Below are 16,229 nucleotides of genomic sequence, written 5' to 3'. Positions count from 1 at the left end.
ACAGGGATGTGGGGTCAGTCAGCGTTCGGCAGGCGTTTCTGGAAAAAGAAACGCTGATGCCCCGGCGGGTAGTCGTCGATCTGCCCGCACTCGGTAAAGCCATGCCGGCGATAGAAGTCCGGCGCCTGGAAATCGAAGGTGTCGAGCCAGATACCCACGCAGTCTTTCTCCCTGGCCAGCTGTTCGGCCATCTGCATCAGTTGCGAACCCGTGCCTTGGCCCCGGGCCTGTTCAGGCACTACCAGCAGTTCGATATAGAGCCAGCGAAAAAATATTCGGCCGTAGAGTCCGCCGACGATTTCGCCGTGCTCGTCGCGCACCAGCCAGGCGACCGGTTCCGGTGCGCTTCCGCCCGTCTGGGCGACGTTGTAGGCGCGTAGCGGCGCGAGGATGGCCTGGCGTTGTTCATCGGTGGGAGCGTCCGTGCGCTCGATTCTTAACGTCATCGGCGATGTCCTTGTGCGGTGGGATGATCGAGCGCCCGAGCCTATCGCAACGAGAGCGATGGCGTAAGCCGCCCGGCGGGAAACAGGCACGTTGCGTAAACCGAGCCATACTGCGTAGTGCTTGAAGCGATCCCGACCCTAAAACAAGAAGAGACCGACTCATGAAGTTCGAATCCCTGGCCCGGACCCTCATCGCCACTTCGCTCTCCCTTTGCTGCCTGACTGCCCACGCTGCGTCCCAGGCCCCGGTTGCCGCCGAGAACGGCATGGTCGTCACCGCCCAGCACCTGGCGACCCACGTCGGCGTCGACGTACTCAAGAATGGTGGCAACGCGGTGGATGCGGCAGTCGCGGTGGGCTATGCACTGGCGGTGGTCTACCCGGCGGCGGGCAACCTTGGCGGTGGCGGCTTCATGACCCTGCAGATGGCGGATGGCCGCAAGACATTCCTGGATTTCCGCGAAAAAGCGCCATTGGCCGCCACGGCCGACATGTACCTGGACAAGGACGGCAACGTCATTCCCGAGCTCAGTACCCGCGGCCACCTGGCGGTAGGTGTGCCCGGCACGGTGTCCGGCATGGAACTGGCGCTGAAGAAATACGGCAGCAAGCCCCGCGAGGAACTGATCGCCCCGGCGATCAGGTTCGCCGAGGAGGGTTTTGTCCTCGAGCAAGGTGATGTCGACCTGCTGGAGACCGCCACGGACGTGTTCAAAAAGGACATGCGCGATTCCGGCGCGATCTTCCTGCACAACGGCGAGGCGATGCAGGCCGGCCAGAAACTGGTGCAGAAAGACCTCGCCAGGACCCTGCGGGAGATCTCCGCCAAGGGCGCCGACGGCTTCTACAAAGGCTGGGTGGCCGACGCCCTGGTGACTTCCAGCCAGGCCAACAAGGGCATCATCACCCAGGCCGACCTGGACAAGTACAAGACCCGCGAGCTGGCCCCGGTGGAATGCGACTACCGCGGCTACCACATCATTTCCGCACCGCCGCCCAGTTCCGGTGGCGTGGTGCTGTGCCAGATCATGAATATCCTCGACGGCTACCCGATGAAGGACCTGGGCTTCCATTCGGCCCAGGGCATGCATTACCAGATCGAAGCCATGCGTCACGCCTATGTCGATCGCAACAGCTACCTGGGCGACCCGGACTTTGTGCAAAACCCCATTGACCATCTGCTGGACAAGAACTATGCGGCAAAACTGCGCGCCGCGATCGAGCCGCAAAAGGCCGGCGACTCGCACAAGATCAAACCCGGCGTGGCGCCTCACGAGGGCAGCAACACCACCCACTATTCGATCGTCGACCAATGGGGCAACGCCGTCTCTGTCACCTACACCCTCAACGACTGGTTCGGCGCCGGCGTGATGGCGAGCAAGACCGGGGTGATCCTCAACGATGAAATGGACGATTTCACCGCCAAGGTCGGCGTGCCCAACATGTACGGCCTGGTACAGGGTGAGGCCAACGCCATCGCACCGGGCAAGGCGCCGCTGTCGTCCATGAGCCCGACCATTGTCACCAAGGACGGCAAGACCGTGATGGTCGTCGGCACGCCGGGCGGCAGCCGCATCATTACCGCGACCCTGCTGACCATCCTCAATGTGATCGACTACGGCATGAACCTGCAGGAAGCGGTGGACGCACCGCGCTTCCACCAGCAGTGGATGCCGGAGGAGACCAACCTGGAAACCTTCGCCGCCAGCCCCGATACGCTCAAGCTGCTGGAAAGCTGGGGCCACAAGTTCGCCGGCCCGCAGGACCCCAACCACATCGCCGCGATCCTGGTGGGCGCGCCCTCACTGGGTGGCAAACCCGTGGGCAAGAATCGCTTCTACGGTGCCAACGATCCGCGCCGCAACACCGGGTTATCGTTGGGCTACTGAGCGCTTGGAGAGGCAAGCATGAGCAGCGCATTGCTGATTATCGACGTCCAGGTCGGGCTGTGCACGGGCGAAGAGGAATGCTTCGACAGCCCACGCCTGCTCGGCACCATTAACGACCTCAGCGCCAGGGCTCGGGCTGTCGGCTTGCCGGTGATCCTGGTCCAGCACGAAGAACTTGAGGGCTCGTTGGCTTATGGCAGTGCCGCCTGGCAATTGGCCGACGGCCTGCTCACCTCCGCGGATGACTTGCGCGTGCGCAAGACCACCGCGGACGCGTTCTACCAGACCGACCTGCTGGCGTTGTTGCAGGCCAGAAGCATTGATCGCGTGGTGATCTGTGGGCTGCAGACCGATCACTGCATCAATGCCACCGTGCGCCAGGCCCATGCCTTGGGGTACGAAGTGGTGTTGGCCGCCGATGCGCATTCGACGGTGGACAATGGCAGCCTGTCGGCCGAGCAGATCATTGCCGATCACAACCAGCGACTGGGGCGGCTGAGCAGCGCGGTGTCGCGCATTGATGTGGTACGGGCCGCCGAGATTCGCCTGTAGCCGTTACATCACGGCGCCCCAAGCACCATCGTCCAGTACACGCCCGCGTCACTGCGGGCGTCGCTGGCGGACGCCGCACCGACCTGGGTGAACATCGGGTTCATCAGGTTGGCGCAATGCCCGGGGCTGGCGAGCCAGTCATGCATGGCCTGGCTTGGCGAACGTTGTCCGGCGGCAATGTTCTCGCCGAGTTTGCGTCCGCGAAAACCGGCGCTCCTGGCCCGCTCGGATGTGGAGCGACCGTCCGGGTCGCGATGGGCAAAATAGTTGCCGCGGGCCATTGACCGACTGTGGCCCTGGGCGGCGCTTCCCAGCGCGGCGTTCCAGCTCAGCGGCCGAGCCGCCGCAAAGCGCTGGCGCCCGCACATGCGGGGCTTGGCCCTGGCGGCATTGACCTGGGCCAGCAGCGTTTTGTCCGGTGCGCCGATGTCGCGCGTGTCGCTGATCCGCGTTCCGCCCAAGGGTTGTGCGAGCACCACGCGCCATTCATCCCCGACCCGATTGACGCCAATGTCGGCGTACTGGCCGTCCAGCAGCGCTGCGCAATGCTCGTCCGCCAGCCTCTCGAACGCTTCTTCGGCGTCCCGCGCATCGGTCAGGCGAATGCTGCGCACTGACCGGGCCTGATAGCCGGATCTGCTCAGGGTTTCGCGCAAGCCACCGCTGAAGCCGATCGGCAAGGCCAGGCTGGAGCGCAACACCAAAGGTTGGGCAGCACGCACTGTTTGCCATTCACAGCGGTGGGGCTGGCTGCGGTAGTCGTTGATGGCACTCACCAGTTGTCCTTCGCCTCGGGCGTGAGCCGGGCTGTTGAACAACGGAAACAGGATCGTGAGGCACAGCGCAGCGAAACGGCGAGAGCGAACAAGGTGGCGCATGGATGGACAGCTCTGGAAGGGAATTGCCGGAGCGCCGGGAGACGGCGCCAATCAGCCCGAAACGCTTCGTTCAGGGCTGGGCTAGGACTGTGGCTTTTGAAACTAGTTTCCGGCGCACCCAGACATAAACGCCTGATCACACAATACTTTCGTGGCGAGGGAGCTTGCTCCCGCTGGCCTGCGTAGCAGGCCCAGGAAATTTGCGACTGCTTCGCAGCCGAGCGGGAGCAAGCTCCCTCGCCACAGAAAAGCGTTCAGTCAGTTCAATTGCGTGCAGCCACCGGCGCCTTGACCCGCTCAGCCTTACGCCAGGTCAGCAACACAATGCCCGCCACCACGATCGCGCCGCCGAGCACCTGGCCCGGGTTGAGCATCTGGTCCAGCACCAGCCAGCCGATCAGCAGGGTCGCCAGCGGTTCGATGTTCATCACCGGGGCATTGCGTGGCATGTCCAGGCGTGGCACGCACATGAACAAGACGATGAACCCGGTGCCGTAAAGCACCACCAGGGTGGCGAGCGCGAGCCAGCCGGTGTTGCTGGCGGGCAGGTCGAGGCCGCCGGGCAGGGCGCCGGTCAGGCCTGCGAGGTTGACGCTGCTGAATACAATGAAAATCGTCAGCAGGCTGCGCACCGAGCCGCGCACCTGGGACAGCTTGTGATCGGTGATCCACAACGCGCAAGCGAACACGCACGCGGCGCAGAATGCCAGGCCAACCCCCAACAGCCATTGCGGGCCGACGTCCGCCTGCGACGATAACCGCGCCGGCACTTCCAGCACGAACACCAGGCCCACCAGGATCATCCCCATCAACATCGCCGTACGCGCAGTGGGGCGCGGCCCGCCGAGGGCCCAGGTCAGCAGCGCCAACAGGATTGGGAACACGTTACCCACCAACAGCGCCAGCGCCACCGGCACCCGCGCCACGGCCGAATAGAGGCACAGACTCTGGGCGCCGATCAACAGGCCCAATACCAACTGCCAGCGCCAGGCCCCGGCGGGCAGGCGCAGGCTCTGGCGTTGCCACAACACCATCGCCGCCAGCACCAGCAATGTCCCGCCCGAGCGCAGCAGGATCGCCAGCAGCACGCCGGCGCCGTCATCGAACGCGGCCCTCGCGGCGACATGGTTACCGGCGAAAGCGCAGCCCATGCAGAGCAGGATGAGTACGGCGACAGGGCGGGAAAAAGGAATGGGAACATCGGCGGCAATGGTGGGGCGGGTCATGGCAGGAATCTCAAATGTGTACCACCGCAGCAGCGAGGCTTCGGTAGTTTATTTTTAGTTATAGGTTGTCGTACAACAAAGGAAGATTTGTACCGGATCCAGCAGAGGGAGACAAGCGCCGGCTCCCGCACATCGAACCGTTCTTCCAGATATTCGCAGCCCCCCGTGGCGAGGGAGCTTGCTCCCGCTCGGCTGCAAAGCAGGCGTCAGCTCCACCAGCTCAACCAATCCGGAGACTGGCGTACATCCCCCGGCGGTTTGCTGTACAACAGCTGACCGCTGTGTTGTTTCCGGCACCCGACCCATCCCGAGTTTCCCGCGGAGCAACCCATGCGCCTGGCTGATTTCATTGTCGACAACATCGAACCGATCCTCCAGGCGTGGGAAGACTTCGCCAGGACCATCACCCCGGCTTCCATCGGCATGGATGCGGTAGCGCTGCGCGACCATGCCGAGCAGATGCTGCGCACCATCGCCATTGACCTGCGCACCTCTCAGACCAAGGAGGAGCAGATCGCCAAATCCCAGGGCGAAGCCCCGGCGGCGGAGGCCGAGACCGCGGCGGAAACCCACGCTGTCATTCGCCAGTCTTCCGGTTTTACGGTGGAGCAGATGGTCTCGGAATACCGTGCGTTGCGCACCAGCGTGCTGATGTTATGGATGCCCCATGCCCAGCTGGACCAGGCGCAGGCGATGTCGGATGTGATCCGCTTCAATGAAGCCGTCGACCAGGCCCTGGCGGAATCGGTGGTCAGTTATTCCGGCGCGGTCGATGCGGCGCGCAATATCTTCCTCGGGATCCTGGGACATGATCTGCGCAGCCCGCTGGGTGCGATCCTGCTGAGTTCCGAAGTGCTCCTGCGCGCCGGCGATCTGCCTGCCAAGGCCACCAAGATTTCCTCGCGCATCTACACCAGCGTCAAACGGGCGAACAAGATTGTCGGCGACCTGCTGGACTTCACCCGTACCCAGCTGGGCGCAGGCATACCGGTACAGCGTTTCAACGGCGACCTGGTCGCGGCGTGCGAAGGCATGGTGGAAGAGGCACGGGCCTATCATCCGGAAAGCAGCATCCTCTTCGAGCCCCACGGTCCGCTTGAAGGATTGTTCGATCCGGCGCGGATGGAGCAGGTTTTTTCCAACCTGATCGGCAATGCCGTGCAACATGGCGCGGAGGGCGCGCCGATCACGGTATCGTTGAGCCGCGAAGGGGATGAAGCCGTCATCGCGATCAACAATCAGGGCAAGCCTATCGAGAAGGACGCCATCGCCAGCATCTTCAATCCCTTGATCCGGCAACTGCGCAGCGGTGACATGCAATACGGCCCCGCGGCCGGCCTGGGACTCGGTCTCTACATCGCCTCGGCGATCGTCGCGGCTCACCAGGGGACCATCGAAGTCCACTCGAAGGCGCGCGGAGGCACCACGTTCACCGTTCGGATCCCACTCCATCCCAAGTAGCAGGGGCGCGAGGATATTGCTTGTACGATGTCCTATCACGAGGTAAAACAAACGTCCCCGTCCAATAATAATTAACGGAGACGCACGATGAATGCTTCGCAACCCGCAACCGCCGATCAGGCGCGCCGGACCTTCCTCAAGAAATCCCTGGTGGTCTCGGCCGCCGCCGCGACGCTCGGCAACCTGCCCGGCCTGACCCAGGCCGAACCGCTGAGCCAGCGTTATCCGGACCCTCTGGTCAATATCCTCGACCCCAGCTTCATGGACCTGCGTGTTTTCAACGCCAGCGTGGAAAAACTCGCCAGCGGCCTGCGCTGGGCCGAAGGGCCGGTGTGGATCGGCGACGGTCGGTATCTGCTGGTCAGTGACATCCCCAACAACCGCATCGTGCGCTGGGACGAAGTCACAGGTGGGCTGTCGGTGTATCGGGAGAATTCGAACTTCTCCAACGGCATGTGCCGTGATCGCCAGGGACGTTTGCTGGTCTGTGAAGGCTCGACCACGTCGACCGAAGGGCGGCGTATCACCCGCACCGAACACAACGGCACGATCACCGTGCTGGCCGATCGTTTCGACGGCAAACCGTTGAATTCGCCCAACGACATCGTCTGCAAACGGGATGGCTCGATCTGGTTCACCGACCCGCCATTCCAGACCGGCAACAATTATGAAGGGCATAAAGTTACTCCCGAGCAGCCTCACGCCGTGTACCGCATCGACGGTGAAACCGGCAAGCTCAGCCGAGTCATCGACGACCTGGCGGGGCCGAACGGCTTGTGCTTTTCCCCGGATGAAAAAACTCTCTATGTGGTCGAAGGCCGGGCCAAGCCCAACCGCCTGGTCTGGGCAATCACGGTCAAGGATGACGGCACCTTGGGCGAGCGCCGCAAGCATATCGAAGGCTTGGATTACGCTGCCATCGACGGCATCAAGTGCGATGAGAGCGGCAACCTCTGGTGCGGCTGGGGCGGCAACGGCGACCCCAAGGCCGATCTGGAAAAACTTGACGGCGTGCGGGTGTTCAACCCCGAGGGCAAGGCCATCGGGCACATCTCCCTGCCGGAACGTTGCCCCAACATCTGTTTCGGCGGCAGGGAGGGCAACCGGTTGTTCATGGCCGGCAGCCACTCGTTGTACTCATTATTCGTGAACACCCGCGGGGCGACGTTTGCCTGACCATCAAAATAGTCCAGCAACGTCTCTCAGTTAGCCGAGCACCTCTCTCTGTGGCGAGGGGATAAATCCCCTCGCCACGATTTTTCCAATTATTGGATAGAGGGCGTTCCAGACGCCCCCGATTTTTCAAGCCAACTTCACATTCATGGTGATCCGCGCCGTGAACACCTTCTTGCCATCCACGTCATGAATATCCACCGGCACGATCTTGTCGCCTTCGGTCTGCCAGTCCACCTCATCGCCGTTCGCCACCGCCGTCACGTCGCTCTTGGCCTTGGCCAGGTATTCCACGGTCATGCCTTTTGGGATCCACCGGGCGCCGTCCGGAATCGAGACGTTGGTCATCATCCCGGCGGCCAGCTCGGCGGCGTTGCACATGGCAATGGCATGCACGGTGCCGAGGTGATTGGTGATTTCCTTGCGAAACGGTACCTGCACCGTCGCTGCGCCCTGGCGCAGCTCCGTGACCAGCGGATCGATGGTGGAGAAGTAAGGTGCCATCTGGCAGGCCATTTTGCTGAACGCATCGGGACCTGCGCTGTTGAACATACCGAGAACCTGATTCATGTGAAGCCTCGCTGACAAGGGATTTGCGGAATGATCTTCCGTTACAGAATATTATTCTGTGACGGAACGGTATTCTGTTGGCGGCGAATCTGTCAAGCTGCGCTCACTTCGTCATGGGCAGTCGTCTGCCTGATCCTTCAACGAACCGGTTTATGCCCAGCATGCAAACAACGGAATTACTCGAACGTGCTTTCCCCGGCAGAAGGGCCGAGCTCAAGCGCGATATCTTCAGAAAGGCCCTGGCGCTGTTCAACGAACAGGGCATCGAGGCGACCACCATTGAAATGATCCGCACCGAATGCCAGACCAGTGTCGGCGCGATCTACCACCATTTCGGCAACAAGGAAGGCCTGGTGGCGGCGCTGTTCTTCACCGCTCTGGACGACCAGGCGCGCTTGCGCGAGCAGTACCTGGCCGAGGCGACGACTGCCGAACAGGGCATGCAAGCCTTGATCTACAGCTATGTCGATTGGGTCGACAGCCAGCCCGACTGGGCGCGTTTCCAGTATCACGCGCGTTTTGCCGTGACCAAGGGGCCGTTCAAGGACGAACTCGCCAACCGCAATACCACGCGCAACGGCCAACTCTGGCAGTGGCTGAGCGCGGCGGCGCAGGGCGAGGCGCTCAAGCGTTATCCAGCCGAGTTGACGTTCTCGCTGATCATCGGCGCGTCGGAAAGTTATTGCCGCGCCTGGCTGGCGGGGCGCGTGCCGACCAGCCCCAAGGTCCATCGGGAGTTACTGGCGCAGGCGGCGTGGCGGTCGATCAGCGCTGAGTGATCGAGCGCCGTTCGCAGCTCCACAGTTCTACCGAGGGGTGTTCCACGGTGGGCGTGCCGAGCCAATGCGCCATGGGCTGGCAATGGCCGGCGTGACACAGTTGGTAATCGCCGGCCTGGGGCGTGCGGCCCAGCTTCAAGGGTTGCAGCGGCGGCAGTTGTCGATAGTAGTGCCAACTGCCGTTTTCCAGCCGGGCGTTTTCCGGAATCTCCATGCCGGCACCGTTGCCCTTGATCCTGGCTTCGCCCAGGACCAGGCCCGTTTCGGTGACACGATAGTCTTCCTCCCAACGGATCTTCTCGATGGTGTGATCCCACGCCAAGGTGAACTCGCTGAGTCCAAGCTGCGCCCAGACTACTCCGGACAGGCCCAGGCACAAGCCGATCACGCCAAGGCCTGCCCGCTGCGACGTGCGCGCCACAGATGCTGCCCGATCAACAGCGCCCCCAGGACAAAGCCGATTTCATCGGTCAACGGCAGCGCCATCACCAACAATGCCCCGGCGGCAAAACACATCAGCCGTTCCCAGACCGGCATCTTCTGTTGCAGGAAACCGGTGGACGCCATGCCCCACAGGCCGACCGCGAGCAAGGTCTTGATCAACATGTACGCCGTCATCCAGAGATTGTCGCCCTGGAGCATCAGCGCCGGGTTGTAGACCGTCATGAACGGAATGACGAAGCCGGCGAGGGCGATGCGCACGGCCCAGAAACTGATTTTCAGGCCACTCTCCCTGGCGATGGGCGCGGCGGCGAAACAGGCCAGGGCCACCGGCGGGGTGAGGTCGGCGAGGATGCCGAAATAGAACACGAACATGTGCGACACGATCAGCGGCACGCCCAGTTCCAACAGGGCGGGCGCGGCGATCGAGCTGGTGATGATGTAGTTGGGGATGGTCGGGATGCCCATGCCCAATACCAGGCAGGTGAGCATGGTCAGGATCAGCGACAGCAGCAGGTTGTCCTTGCCGATGGCCAGGATGTAACCGGCGAAGGTGGAAGCTACGCCGGTCAGCGAAACGATTGCGATGATGCTGCCCACCAAGGCGCAGGCGATCCCCACCGGGACGGCATGGCGTGCGCCATCCACCAATGCGTGTAAACAGATGACCAGGGTTTCCCGCGTGCCCTTCATAAACCAGCAGGCAACCACCAGCACGCCGATCACTGCGAACACGATTCCGATGCCCAGCCGGAAGAAGCCGACGCAGAGAATCCCCAATGCGATCCAGAATGCGCAGCGCAAGGCGTAGTTCGACACTTTGAGGATGATCGCCGAGCCGAGAATCACAATAGCCGTCAATGCCAGCCCGACCATGCCGGAGAACAGCGGAGTGCGCCCGGAAAACAGCAGATAGACCAGGACTGCCAGTGGAATCAGCAGATACCAGTTTTCCTTGACCGCGCCCCAGGCACTCGGGCATTGATCCTTGGGCAGGCCCTTGAGGTTCGAACGCTTGGCTTCCAGGTGAACCATCCAGAACACCGAGCCGAAATACAGGCACGCGGGTATCAGCGCGGCCTTGGCGATTTCCACGAACGGCACGTTGATGGTCTCGGCCATGATGAACGCCACCGCGCCCATCACCGGCGGCATGATCTGGCTGCCCATGCTGGACGTGGCTTCCACACCACCAGCAAATGCCGCCTTGTAGCCAAAGCGTTTCATCAATGGAATGGTGAACTGTCCGGTCGTCACGACGTTGGCAATGCCCGAGCCGGTGATGGTGCCCATCAAGGCTGACGACACCACCGCAACTTTTGCCGGACCGCCCAGCTTGTGACCGAACAGGCCCATGGCGAAATCGGTGAACAGCTTGATCATGCCGGCCTTTTCCAGGAAGGCGCCAAACAGGATGAACAGGAAGATGTAGGTGGCCGAGACGTAGGTCGGCGTGCCGTACAACCCTTCGGTGCCAAACGCCAGCTGGTTGATGATCTGGTCCACGCCGTAGCCGCGATGCGCCAGGTCGCCCGGCAGGTGTTCGCCGAACAGGCCATAGGCGAGGAACAGGCCGCAGATGATCGGCAAGGCGATGCCCATCACCCGCCGCGCCGCCTCGAATACCAGCACGATCAGGATGATGCCGATGACCATGTCGGCGCTCGTCAGGTCGCCGGAGCGCTGGATCAGGTCGGCCTCGAATACCCACTGATAGAGCGCGGTCGCCATCCCCGCCAGCCCCAACGCCCAGGCCAGGGGTTGCCAGGGCCGTTGCTTGCCATGGGCCGGGTAGCTCAAGAACACCACCCACAGCAAAAAGCCCACATGCACCGCCCGCAGCACGATGCTGGATACCGGGGAGAAGGCTGCGGTGACGATCTGAAATATGGAAAACAGCAACGCTACATAGAACAGCGTCTTCGGCCAGTCCCGGGGGTCCGTGGCGATGCCGTGCTGGTCTTCACTCATAAGGTGCCTGCCTGTTGTCTGTAGCCGGTGCGAAACACGACACGGCAACGGCGGTTTACGCCGTTGCCGCCCCAGGGGTCTACAGCGCGCCCACTTCCTTGTAGTAGCGTTCGGCGCCAGGGTGCAGGGCTATCGGCAGGTTCTTCGCGGCGTTTTTCAGGGAAATGTCCTTCGCCGCCGAATGGGACGTGCCCAGGCGAGTGAGGTTGTCGAAGAGCAGCTTGGTCATCTGATAGGCCACTTCGTCCGGCACATCCTCGCGGGTCACCAGGATATTGGTGATGGCGACGGTGGGCACGGGCTCAGCCTGGCCGTCGTAGGTGTTGGCAGGGATCATTGCGCTCTGGTAGGCCGGGTTGCCGATTTTCTGTACCACGTCGGTGGGAATCGACACGTAATTCAATTTCATCGTCGACGCCAGGTCACGAATCGCCGCCATGCCCAGGCCGGAGGACTGCAAGGTGGCGTCCAGTTGCCGGTTCTTGATCAGGTCCACCGACTCGGCAAATGGCAGGTATTGCACCTTCATATCGTCGTAGGTCAGGCCCGCGGCCTTGAAGATTGCCCGGGCGTTGAGCTCGGTGCCGGATTTCGCTGCGCCGACCGAAACGGTCTTGCCCTTGAGATCGGCCAGGGTCTTGATGCCCGATTCCTCGCTGGCGACGATTTGTATGTAGTTGGGGTAAGCGCCAGCGATGGCCCGCAGCTTGGTCAAGGGCGCCTTGAAGCCGGCGTCTTCCACCCCATTCTTGGCATCCGCCACCGAATCGCCCAAGGCAAACGCCAACTCCCCGCGTCCGGCTTGCAGCAGGTTCAGGTTTTCCACCGAAGCCTTGGTGGCCTGGACCGACGTCTTGGAATCCTTGATGCCGCTGCTGTAGATCTGCGAGAGCCCGACGCCAATCGGGTAATACACCCCGCTGGTGCCCCCGGTCAGAATGTTGATGTAGGCCGGCGCAGCATAGGCCGTGGACGTGACCATCACGGCTGCGGCGGCGGCCAGGGAAATGAAGCGTTTGCTGATTGGCATGGCGACTCTCCGTCTTGTTATGGCTTTAGCAGAGTCTTTCCACTGTAGTCGAAACGCGCCTGATGGCGAGTCGACAACTCCGCTGTGCCTGATCAGGCCATGCTGGAGCCTGGCGCTGCGCTGCTGCCGCGTACGGTCAGCTCGAACGGCAACAGCACGTGCCGCTGGGCGATGGGTCTTTTTTCGATGAGGGCGATGAGCATTTCTACGGCTTTGTGACCAAAGGTTTCAGCCGGCTGGGAAATGGTGGTCAGCGGCGGATCGCAATAGGCGGCGAACGGGATGTCGTCAAAACCTACCAGGGAAATATCCTCAGGCACCCGCAGGCCCATCTGCTTGATGCGCTTGAGCGCGCCGATGGCCATCTCATCGTTCTCGCAGAACAGCGCGCTGGGACGCTCGGTCAGGGCGAGCATGGTGCCGGCACCGTCGTAGCCGGCCTTGAGGGTGAAATCGCCGTGGCAGATCAGTTCCGGGACGATGGCGATGCCGGCGTCTTGCAAGGCGTCCTGATAGCCGGCCACGCGATCGAGGGTCAATGGGCTGCTGCGCGGGCCTTTGATGATGCCGATGCGTCGGTGGCCGAGGCCGATAAGGTGCTCGGTCATGGCCCGTGCGGCGCTGCGGTTGTCCAGGCTGATGGTCGGGTAGGGCGCGTCCTTGACCACTTCGCAGGCATTGACCAGCGGCAACGCATCGGCGCCGGGCGGCAACGAAACAAAGGGGTCGCTGGCGCGCAGTTGGATCACGCCGTCGGCCTGGTGGGCGTAGACCAGCGCGGCGAATTCCTGCTCGATGGCTTCGCGGCCCTGGGTATCGCACAGCAGCAATCGATAGCCGGCCGCTTGCGCCGCCTGTTGGGCGCCGCTGATGACCCGGGCGAAAAAGGTATTGGCGATCGCCGGCACCAGGATCACCAGGTTGCCGGTACGGCGGGAACGGAACTGCACGGCCATCAGGTTCGGTCGATAACCGGCCCGTGCCACCGCGGCGTTGACCTTGTCGCGGGTTTCCGGCAGCACGCGTTCGGGTGATTTCAACGTCCTCGACACCGTGGCCACGGAAACACCGGCCAGCCGGGCCACTTCACGGATATTCGACAAGATCACCTCGATTCGGCGCCTGGAGACGCAGGCATGGCCGCGAGCTTACCGCAGGTTCGATGCCTGACAAATGCTCATCGGCATCTTCCAGGGTTTGACACGAAGCTAAACCAGGCCTAGATTTCCGCTCATGATGTAACCGGTTACATCATCAGTCCGGACAAAAGAGAATCGCGATGAAACCTGTAGTACCAAAAATAAGAATGGGCTTCGTCGGCGGTGGGGAGGGTGCCTTCATCGGCCAGGCCCATCGTCAGGCCGCGGGCCTGGACGGTGGTTTCGAGCTGGTGTGCGGCGCGTTCAGCCGTGACCCGCAGAACAACCGGCAGACCGGAGAAGCCCTGGGGCTGGCCGCGTCCCGCTGTTATCACGACTGGCAGCAGATGCTCGACGCCGAGGCGCTGCTGCCGCTGGACCAGCGCATGGAACTGCTGGTGATCGTCACGCCCAACCATCTCCACGCACCCATTGCCCGCCAGGCACTGGCGGCGGGTTTCCATGTGTTCAGCGAGAAGCCCGCGGCACTGAACCTCAAGGAGTTGCTCGCGCTCCGGGACGTGCTGCAGGGCAGCCGTTGTCTCTACGGCCTGGCCCACACCTATCTTGGCTACCCAATGGTCTGGCAGGCCCGGGAGATGGTGCGTTCGGGCGTGATCGGCCAGGTGCGCAAAGTGTTCGTCGAATACCCCCAAGGCTGGCTCAGCCAGGATGTCGCCGCGCAAGGCAACAAACAGGCCGAGTGGCGCGACGATCCGGCACAGTCCGGCTTGGGCGGTTGCATTGGTGACATCGGCACCCATGCCTTTTCTTTGGCGGAGTTCGTCGCCGACCAACCGATCCAGCAGCTCTGCGCCACGCTGGGCACGCATGTCGCCGGTCGGCAACTGGACGACGACGTGGCGATGTTGTTCCAGATGCAACGCGGCGCCAGCGGCGTGTTGCTGGCCAGCCAGGTCTGCACCGGCGAAGAGAACCCGCTGAAGATCCGCGTCTACGGCGACAAAGGCGCCCTGGAGTGGCGCCAGGAAGAACCGTCGAGCCTGATTCATCGCGCCTTCGATCAACCCCTGCGTATCCTGCGTAGCGGGGTTGGCCAGCCGTGGTTGTGCGAGGCCGCGACGCGCCGCATGCGTCTGCCCGCCGGGCATCCCGAGGGTTATCTGGAAGCGATGGCCAACCTCTACGGCGATTTCGCCCGGGCCATTCGCGAACGCGTCGAAGGCCTCGATGTGCCTGGCGTACCCGGCATCGAAATCGGCTTGCGCGGCATGGCGTTCATCGAGGCTGCCATCATCAATCACCGTGGCGAGGCGAAATGGACCACGCTGAAAACCGGAGAATCACAGTTGTGAGCACCCCCGACGAAACACCGAGCGGCCTGCGCGGGCCAGCGATTTTCCTGGCGCAGTTCATGTCCGATGAAGCGCCGTTCGACACTCTGGCCGACATTGCTCGATGGGCCGCGTCGCAGGGCTACAAGGCGATTCAACTGCCGACCCTCGGCACGCGCTACATCGACCTGGCGCGGGCCGCCGAGAGCCAGGATTATTGCGATGAGCTCAAGGCCGTCTGCGCATCGGCCGGCGTCGAGATCAGCGAGTTGTCGACGCATCTTCAAGGGCAGTTGGTGGCGGTGCACCCGGCATTCGACGCGCTGTTCGACGACTTCGCCCCGGCCCACCTGCGCGGCCAGCCCGAGGCGCGCACCGAGTGGGCCATCGAGCAACTGAAACTCGCCGCCCGCGCCAGCCAGCGCCTGGGCCTCAAGGTCCACGCGACGTTTTCCGGTGCGTTGCTGTGGCCTTATATGTACCCGTGGCCGCAACGTCCGTCCGGCCTGGTCGAGCAAGGGTTCGCCGAACTGGCCCGGCGCTGGTTGCCGATCCTCGACTGTTTCGACGCGGCCGGCGTCGACCTGTGCTACGAGATCCACCCCGGCGAAGACCTGCACGACGGCGCCTCGTTCGAGCGTTTCCTGGAAGCCGTCGACCATCATCCACGGGCGGCGATCCTCTACGACCCCAGCCACCTGTTGCTGCAACAGATGGACTACCTGGGCTTCATCGATCGCTACCACGACCGTATCCGCATGTTCCACGTCAAGGACGCCGAATTTCGCCCCGATGCCCGTTCCGGTGTCTACGGCGGCTACCAGGGTTGGGTTGATCGTCCCGGCCGGTTCCGTTCCCTGGGCGATGGGCAGATCGATTTCAAGGCGATCTTCAGCAAGCTGACCCAGTACGGCTTCGACGGCTGGGCGGTGCTGGAATGGGAATGCTGCCTGAAGGATTCGCAACAGGGCGCGGCCGAAGGCGCGGCGTTCATCCGGCGGCACATGATCAATCGGACACGCAAGGCGTTCGACGACTTCGCCGGTGTCACGGCGGATGAGGCATCCAACCGGCGGTTGTTGGGGTGCCCCCCGGAACGATGACCTAACCCCCGTGGCGAGGGAGCTTGCTCCCGCTGGGTGGCGAAGCCGCCCCAAAGCATTGTTCCAGCCAGACCGCGTCGCCTGGTTTTACGACTGCTGCGCAGCCGAGCGGGAGCAAGCTCCCTCGCCACAAGGGCAATCCACAAGGGCAATCCACAAGGGCAATCCACAAGAGCAATCCACAAGAGCAATCCACAAGAGCAGAGCGACAAGGGCAGGGCCACAAAAGCAGGGCACGGCTTTGTTTCAACAAGAACAACAATAAAACGGTGACTA

General features: G+C 62.7%; 15 protein-coding genes. 7 read left to right on the top strand and 8 right to left on the bottom strand.

Going from position 1 to position 16,229, the window contains the following annotated elements:
* Positions 1-14: 14 nt before the first annotated feature.
* A complete protein-coding gene (locus PSH78_RS16545) occupies positions 15-446 on the bottom strand; it encodes a GNAT family N-acetyltransferase (protein ID WP_305495511.1) in 432 nt (143 codons plus the stop codon).
* A gap of 161 nt (positions 447-607) precedes the next feature.
* On the opposite strand from PSH78_RS16545, the gene ggt reads away from it, so the two are divergent.
* Together ggt and PSH78_RS16535 are read left to right on the top strand one after the other, a co-directional pair.
* Entirely contained in the window at positions 608-2,335 is a 1,728-nt protein-coding gene (ggt, locus tag PSH78_RS16540) for a gamma-glutamyltransferase (RefSeq protein WP_305495509.1), read from the top strand.
* An 18-nt stretch (positions 2,336-2,353) separates the two neighbouring features.
* Positions 2,354-2,887 (top strand): cysteine hydrolase family protein, encoded by a 534-nt coding sequence (locus PSH78_RS16535; RefSeq protein WP_305495507.1) that lies wholly within the window; start codon positions 2,354-2,356, stop codon positions 2,885-2,887.
* Between the two features lie 8 nt (positions 2,888-2,895).
* Here the strand turns inward: PSH78_RS16535 and PSH78_RS16530 are convergent, their stop codons facing one another.
* Positions 2,896-3,765, bottom strand: coding sequence for a CAP domain-containing protein (locus tag PSH78_RS16530; RefSeq protein ID WP_305495505.1), 870 nt, complete (start codon positions 3,763-3,765; stop codon positions 2,896-2,898).
* Between the two features lie 263 nt (positions 3,766-4,028).
* Complete coding sequence (locus PSH78_RS16525; RefSeq protein ID WP_305495503.1) at positions 4,029-4,991, bottom strand: DMT family transporter; 963 nt, start codon at positions 4,989-4,991, stop codon at positions 4,029-4,031.
* Between the two features lie 330 nt (positions 4,992-5,321).
* Between PSH78_RS16525 and PSH78_RS16520 the strand changes: the two genes are divergently transcribed.
* Complete coding sequence (locus tag PSH78_RS16520; protein ID WP_305495501.1) at positions 5,322-6,452, top strand: sensor histidine kinase KdpD; 1,131 nt, start codon at positions 5,322-5,324, stop codon at positions 6,450-6,452.
* 87 nt (positions 6,453-6,539) lie between these two features.
* A complete protein-coding gene (locus PSH78_RS16515; protein ID WP_305495499.1) occupies positions 6,540-7,628 on the top strand; it encodes an SMP-30/gluconolactonase/LRE family protein in 1,089 nt (362 codons plus the stop codon).
* Positions 7,629-7,754: 126 nt separating this feature from the next.
* Here PSH78_RS16515 and PSH78_RS16510 read toward each other — a convergent pair whose 3' ends face one another.
* Positions 7,755-8,195 carry a hotdog fold domain-containing protein gene (locus PSH78_RS16510; RefSeq protein ID WP_305495497.1) on the bottom strand — a complete coding sequence of 147 codons (441 nt, stop codon included), beginning with the start codon at positions 8,193-8,195 and terminating at the stop codon, positions 7,755-7,757.
* Positions 8,196-8,356: 161 nt separating this feature from the next.
* Here PSH78_RS16510 and PSH78_RS16505 point away from each other — a divergent pair, with 161 nt between their 5' ends.
* Entirely contained in the window at positions 8,357-8,974 is a 618-nt protein-coding gene (locus PSH78_RS16505; RefSeq protein ID WP_305501302.1) for a TetR/AcrR family transcriptional regulator, read from the top strand.
* Here PSH78_RS16505 and PSH78_RS16500 read toward each other — a convergent pair.
* The 4 genes from PSH78_RS16500 to PSH78_RS16485 all read right to left on the bottom strand — a co-directional run bounded on the left by PSH78_RS16500 (position 8,961) and on the right by PSH78_RS16485 (position 13,519).
* Complete coding sequence (locus PSH78_RS16500) at positions 8,961-9,362, bottom strand: DUF1850 domain-containing protein (RefSeq protein ID WP_305501301.1); 402 nt, start codon at positions 9,360-9,362, stop codon at positions 8,961-8,963. The genes PSH78_RS16505 and PSH78_RS16500 overlap by 14 nt on opposite strands.
* The gene (locus tag PSH78_RS16495; protein ID WP_305495496.1) at positions 9,359-11,386 is read right to left on the bottom strand and encodes a TRAP transporter permease; all 2,028 of its coding nucleotides are present in this window, start codon (positions 11,384-11,386) and stop codon (positions 9,359-9,361) included. Before PSH78_RS16495 ends, PSH78_RS16500 begins: the two co-directional genes overlap by 4 nt.
* A 79-nt stretch (positions 11,387-11,465) precedes the next feature.
* The gene (locus tag PSH78_RS16490) at positions 11,466-12,416 is read right to left on the bottom strand and encodes a TAXI family TRAP transporter solute-binding subunit (protein ID WP_305495494.1); all 951 of its coding nucleotides are present in this window, start codon (positions 12,414-12,416) and stop codon (positions 11,466-11,468) included.
* A 92-nt stretch (positions 12,417-12,508) separates the two neighbouring features.
* On the bottom strand, positions 12,509-13,519 hold the full coding sequence (locus tag PSH78_RS16485) for a LacI family DNA-binding transcriptional regulator (RefSeq protein WP_305495492.1): 1,011 nt from the start codon (positions 13,517-13,519) through the stop codon (positions 12,509-12,511).
* A 176-nt stretch (positions 13,520-13,695) separates the two neighbouring features.
* Here PSH78_RS16485 and PSH78_RS16480 point away from each other — a divergent pair, with 176 nt between their 5' ends.
* Entirely contained in the window at positions 13,696-14,871 is a 1,176-nt protein-coding gene (locus PSH78_RS16480; protein ID WP_305495490.1) for a Gfo/Idh/MocA family protein, read from the top strand.
* Between the two features lie 59 nt (positions 14,872-14,930).
* Positions 14,931-15,953: a sugar phosphate isomerase/epimerase family protein gene (locus PSH78_RS16475; RefSeq protein ID WP_370871131.1), complete on the top strand. Its 1,023-nt coding sequence runs from the start codon at positions 14,931-14,933 to the stop codon at positions 15,951-15,953.
* Positions 15,954-16,229: the final 276 nt, after the last annotated feature.

The organism is Pseudomonas sp. FP198 (genome assembly GCF_030687895.1).
In the GTDB taxonomy this organism is placed as follows: Bacteria; Pseudomonadota; Gammaproteobacteria; order Pseudomonadales; family Pseudomonadaceae; genus Aquipseudomonas.
The sequence above is the reverse complement of the archived record's forward strand: the minus strand, read 5'-3'. Positions and strand labels throughout refer to the sequence as shown.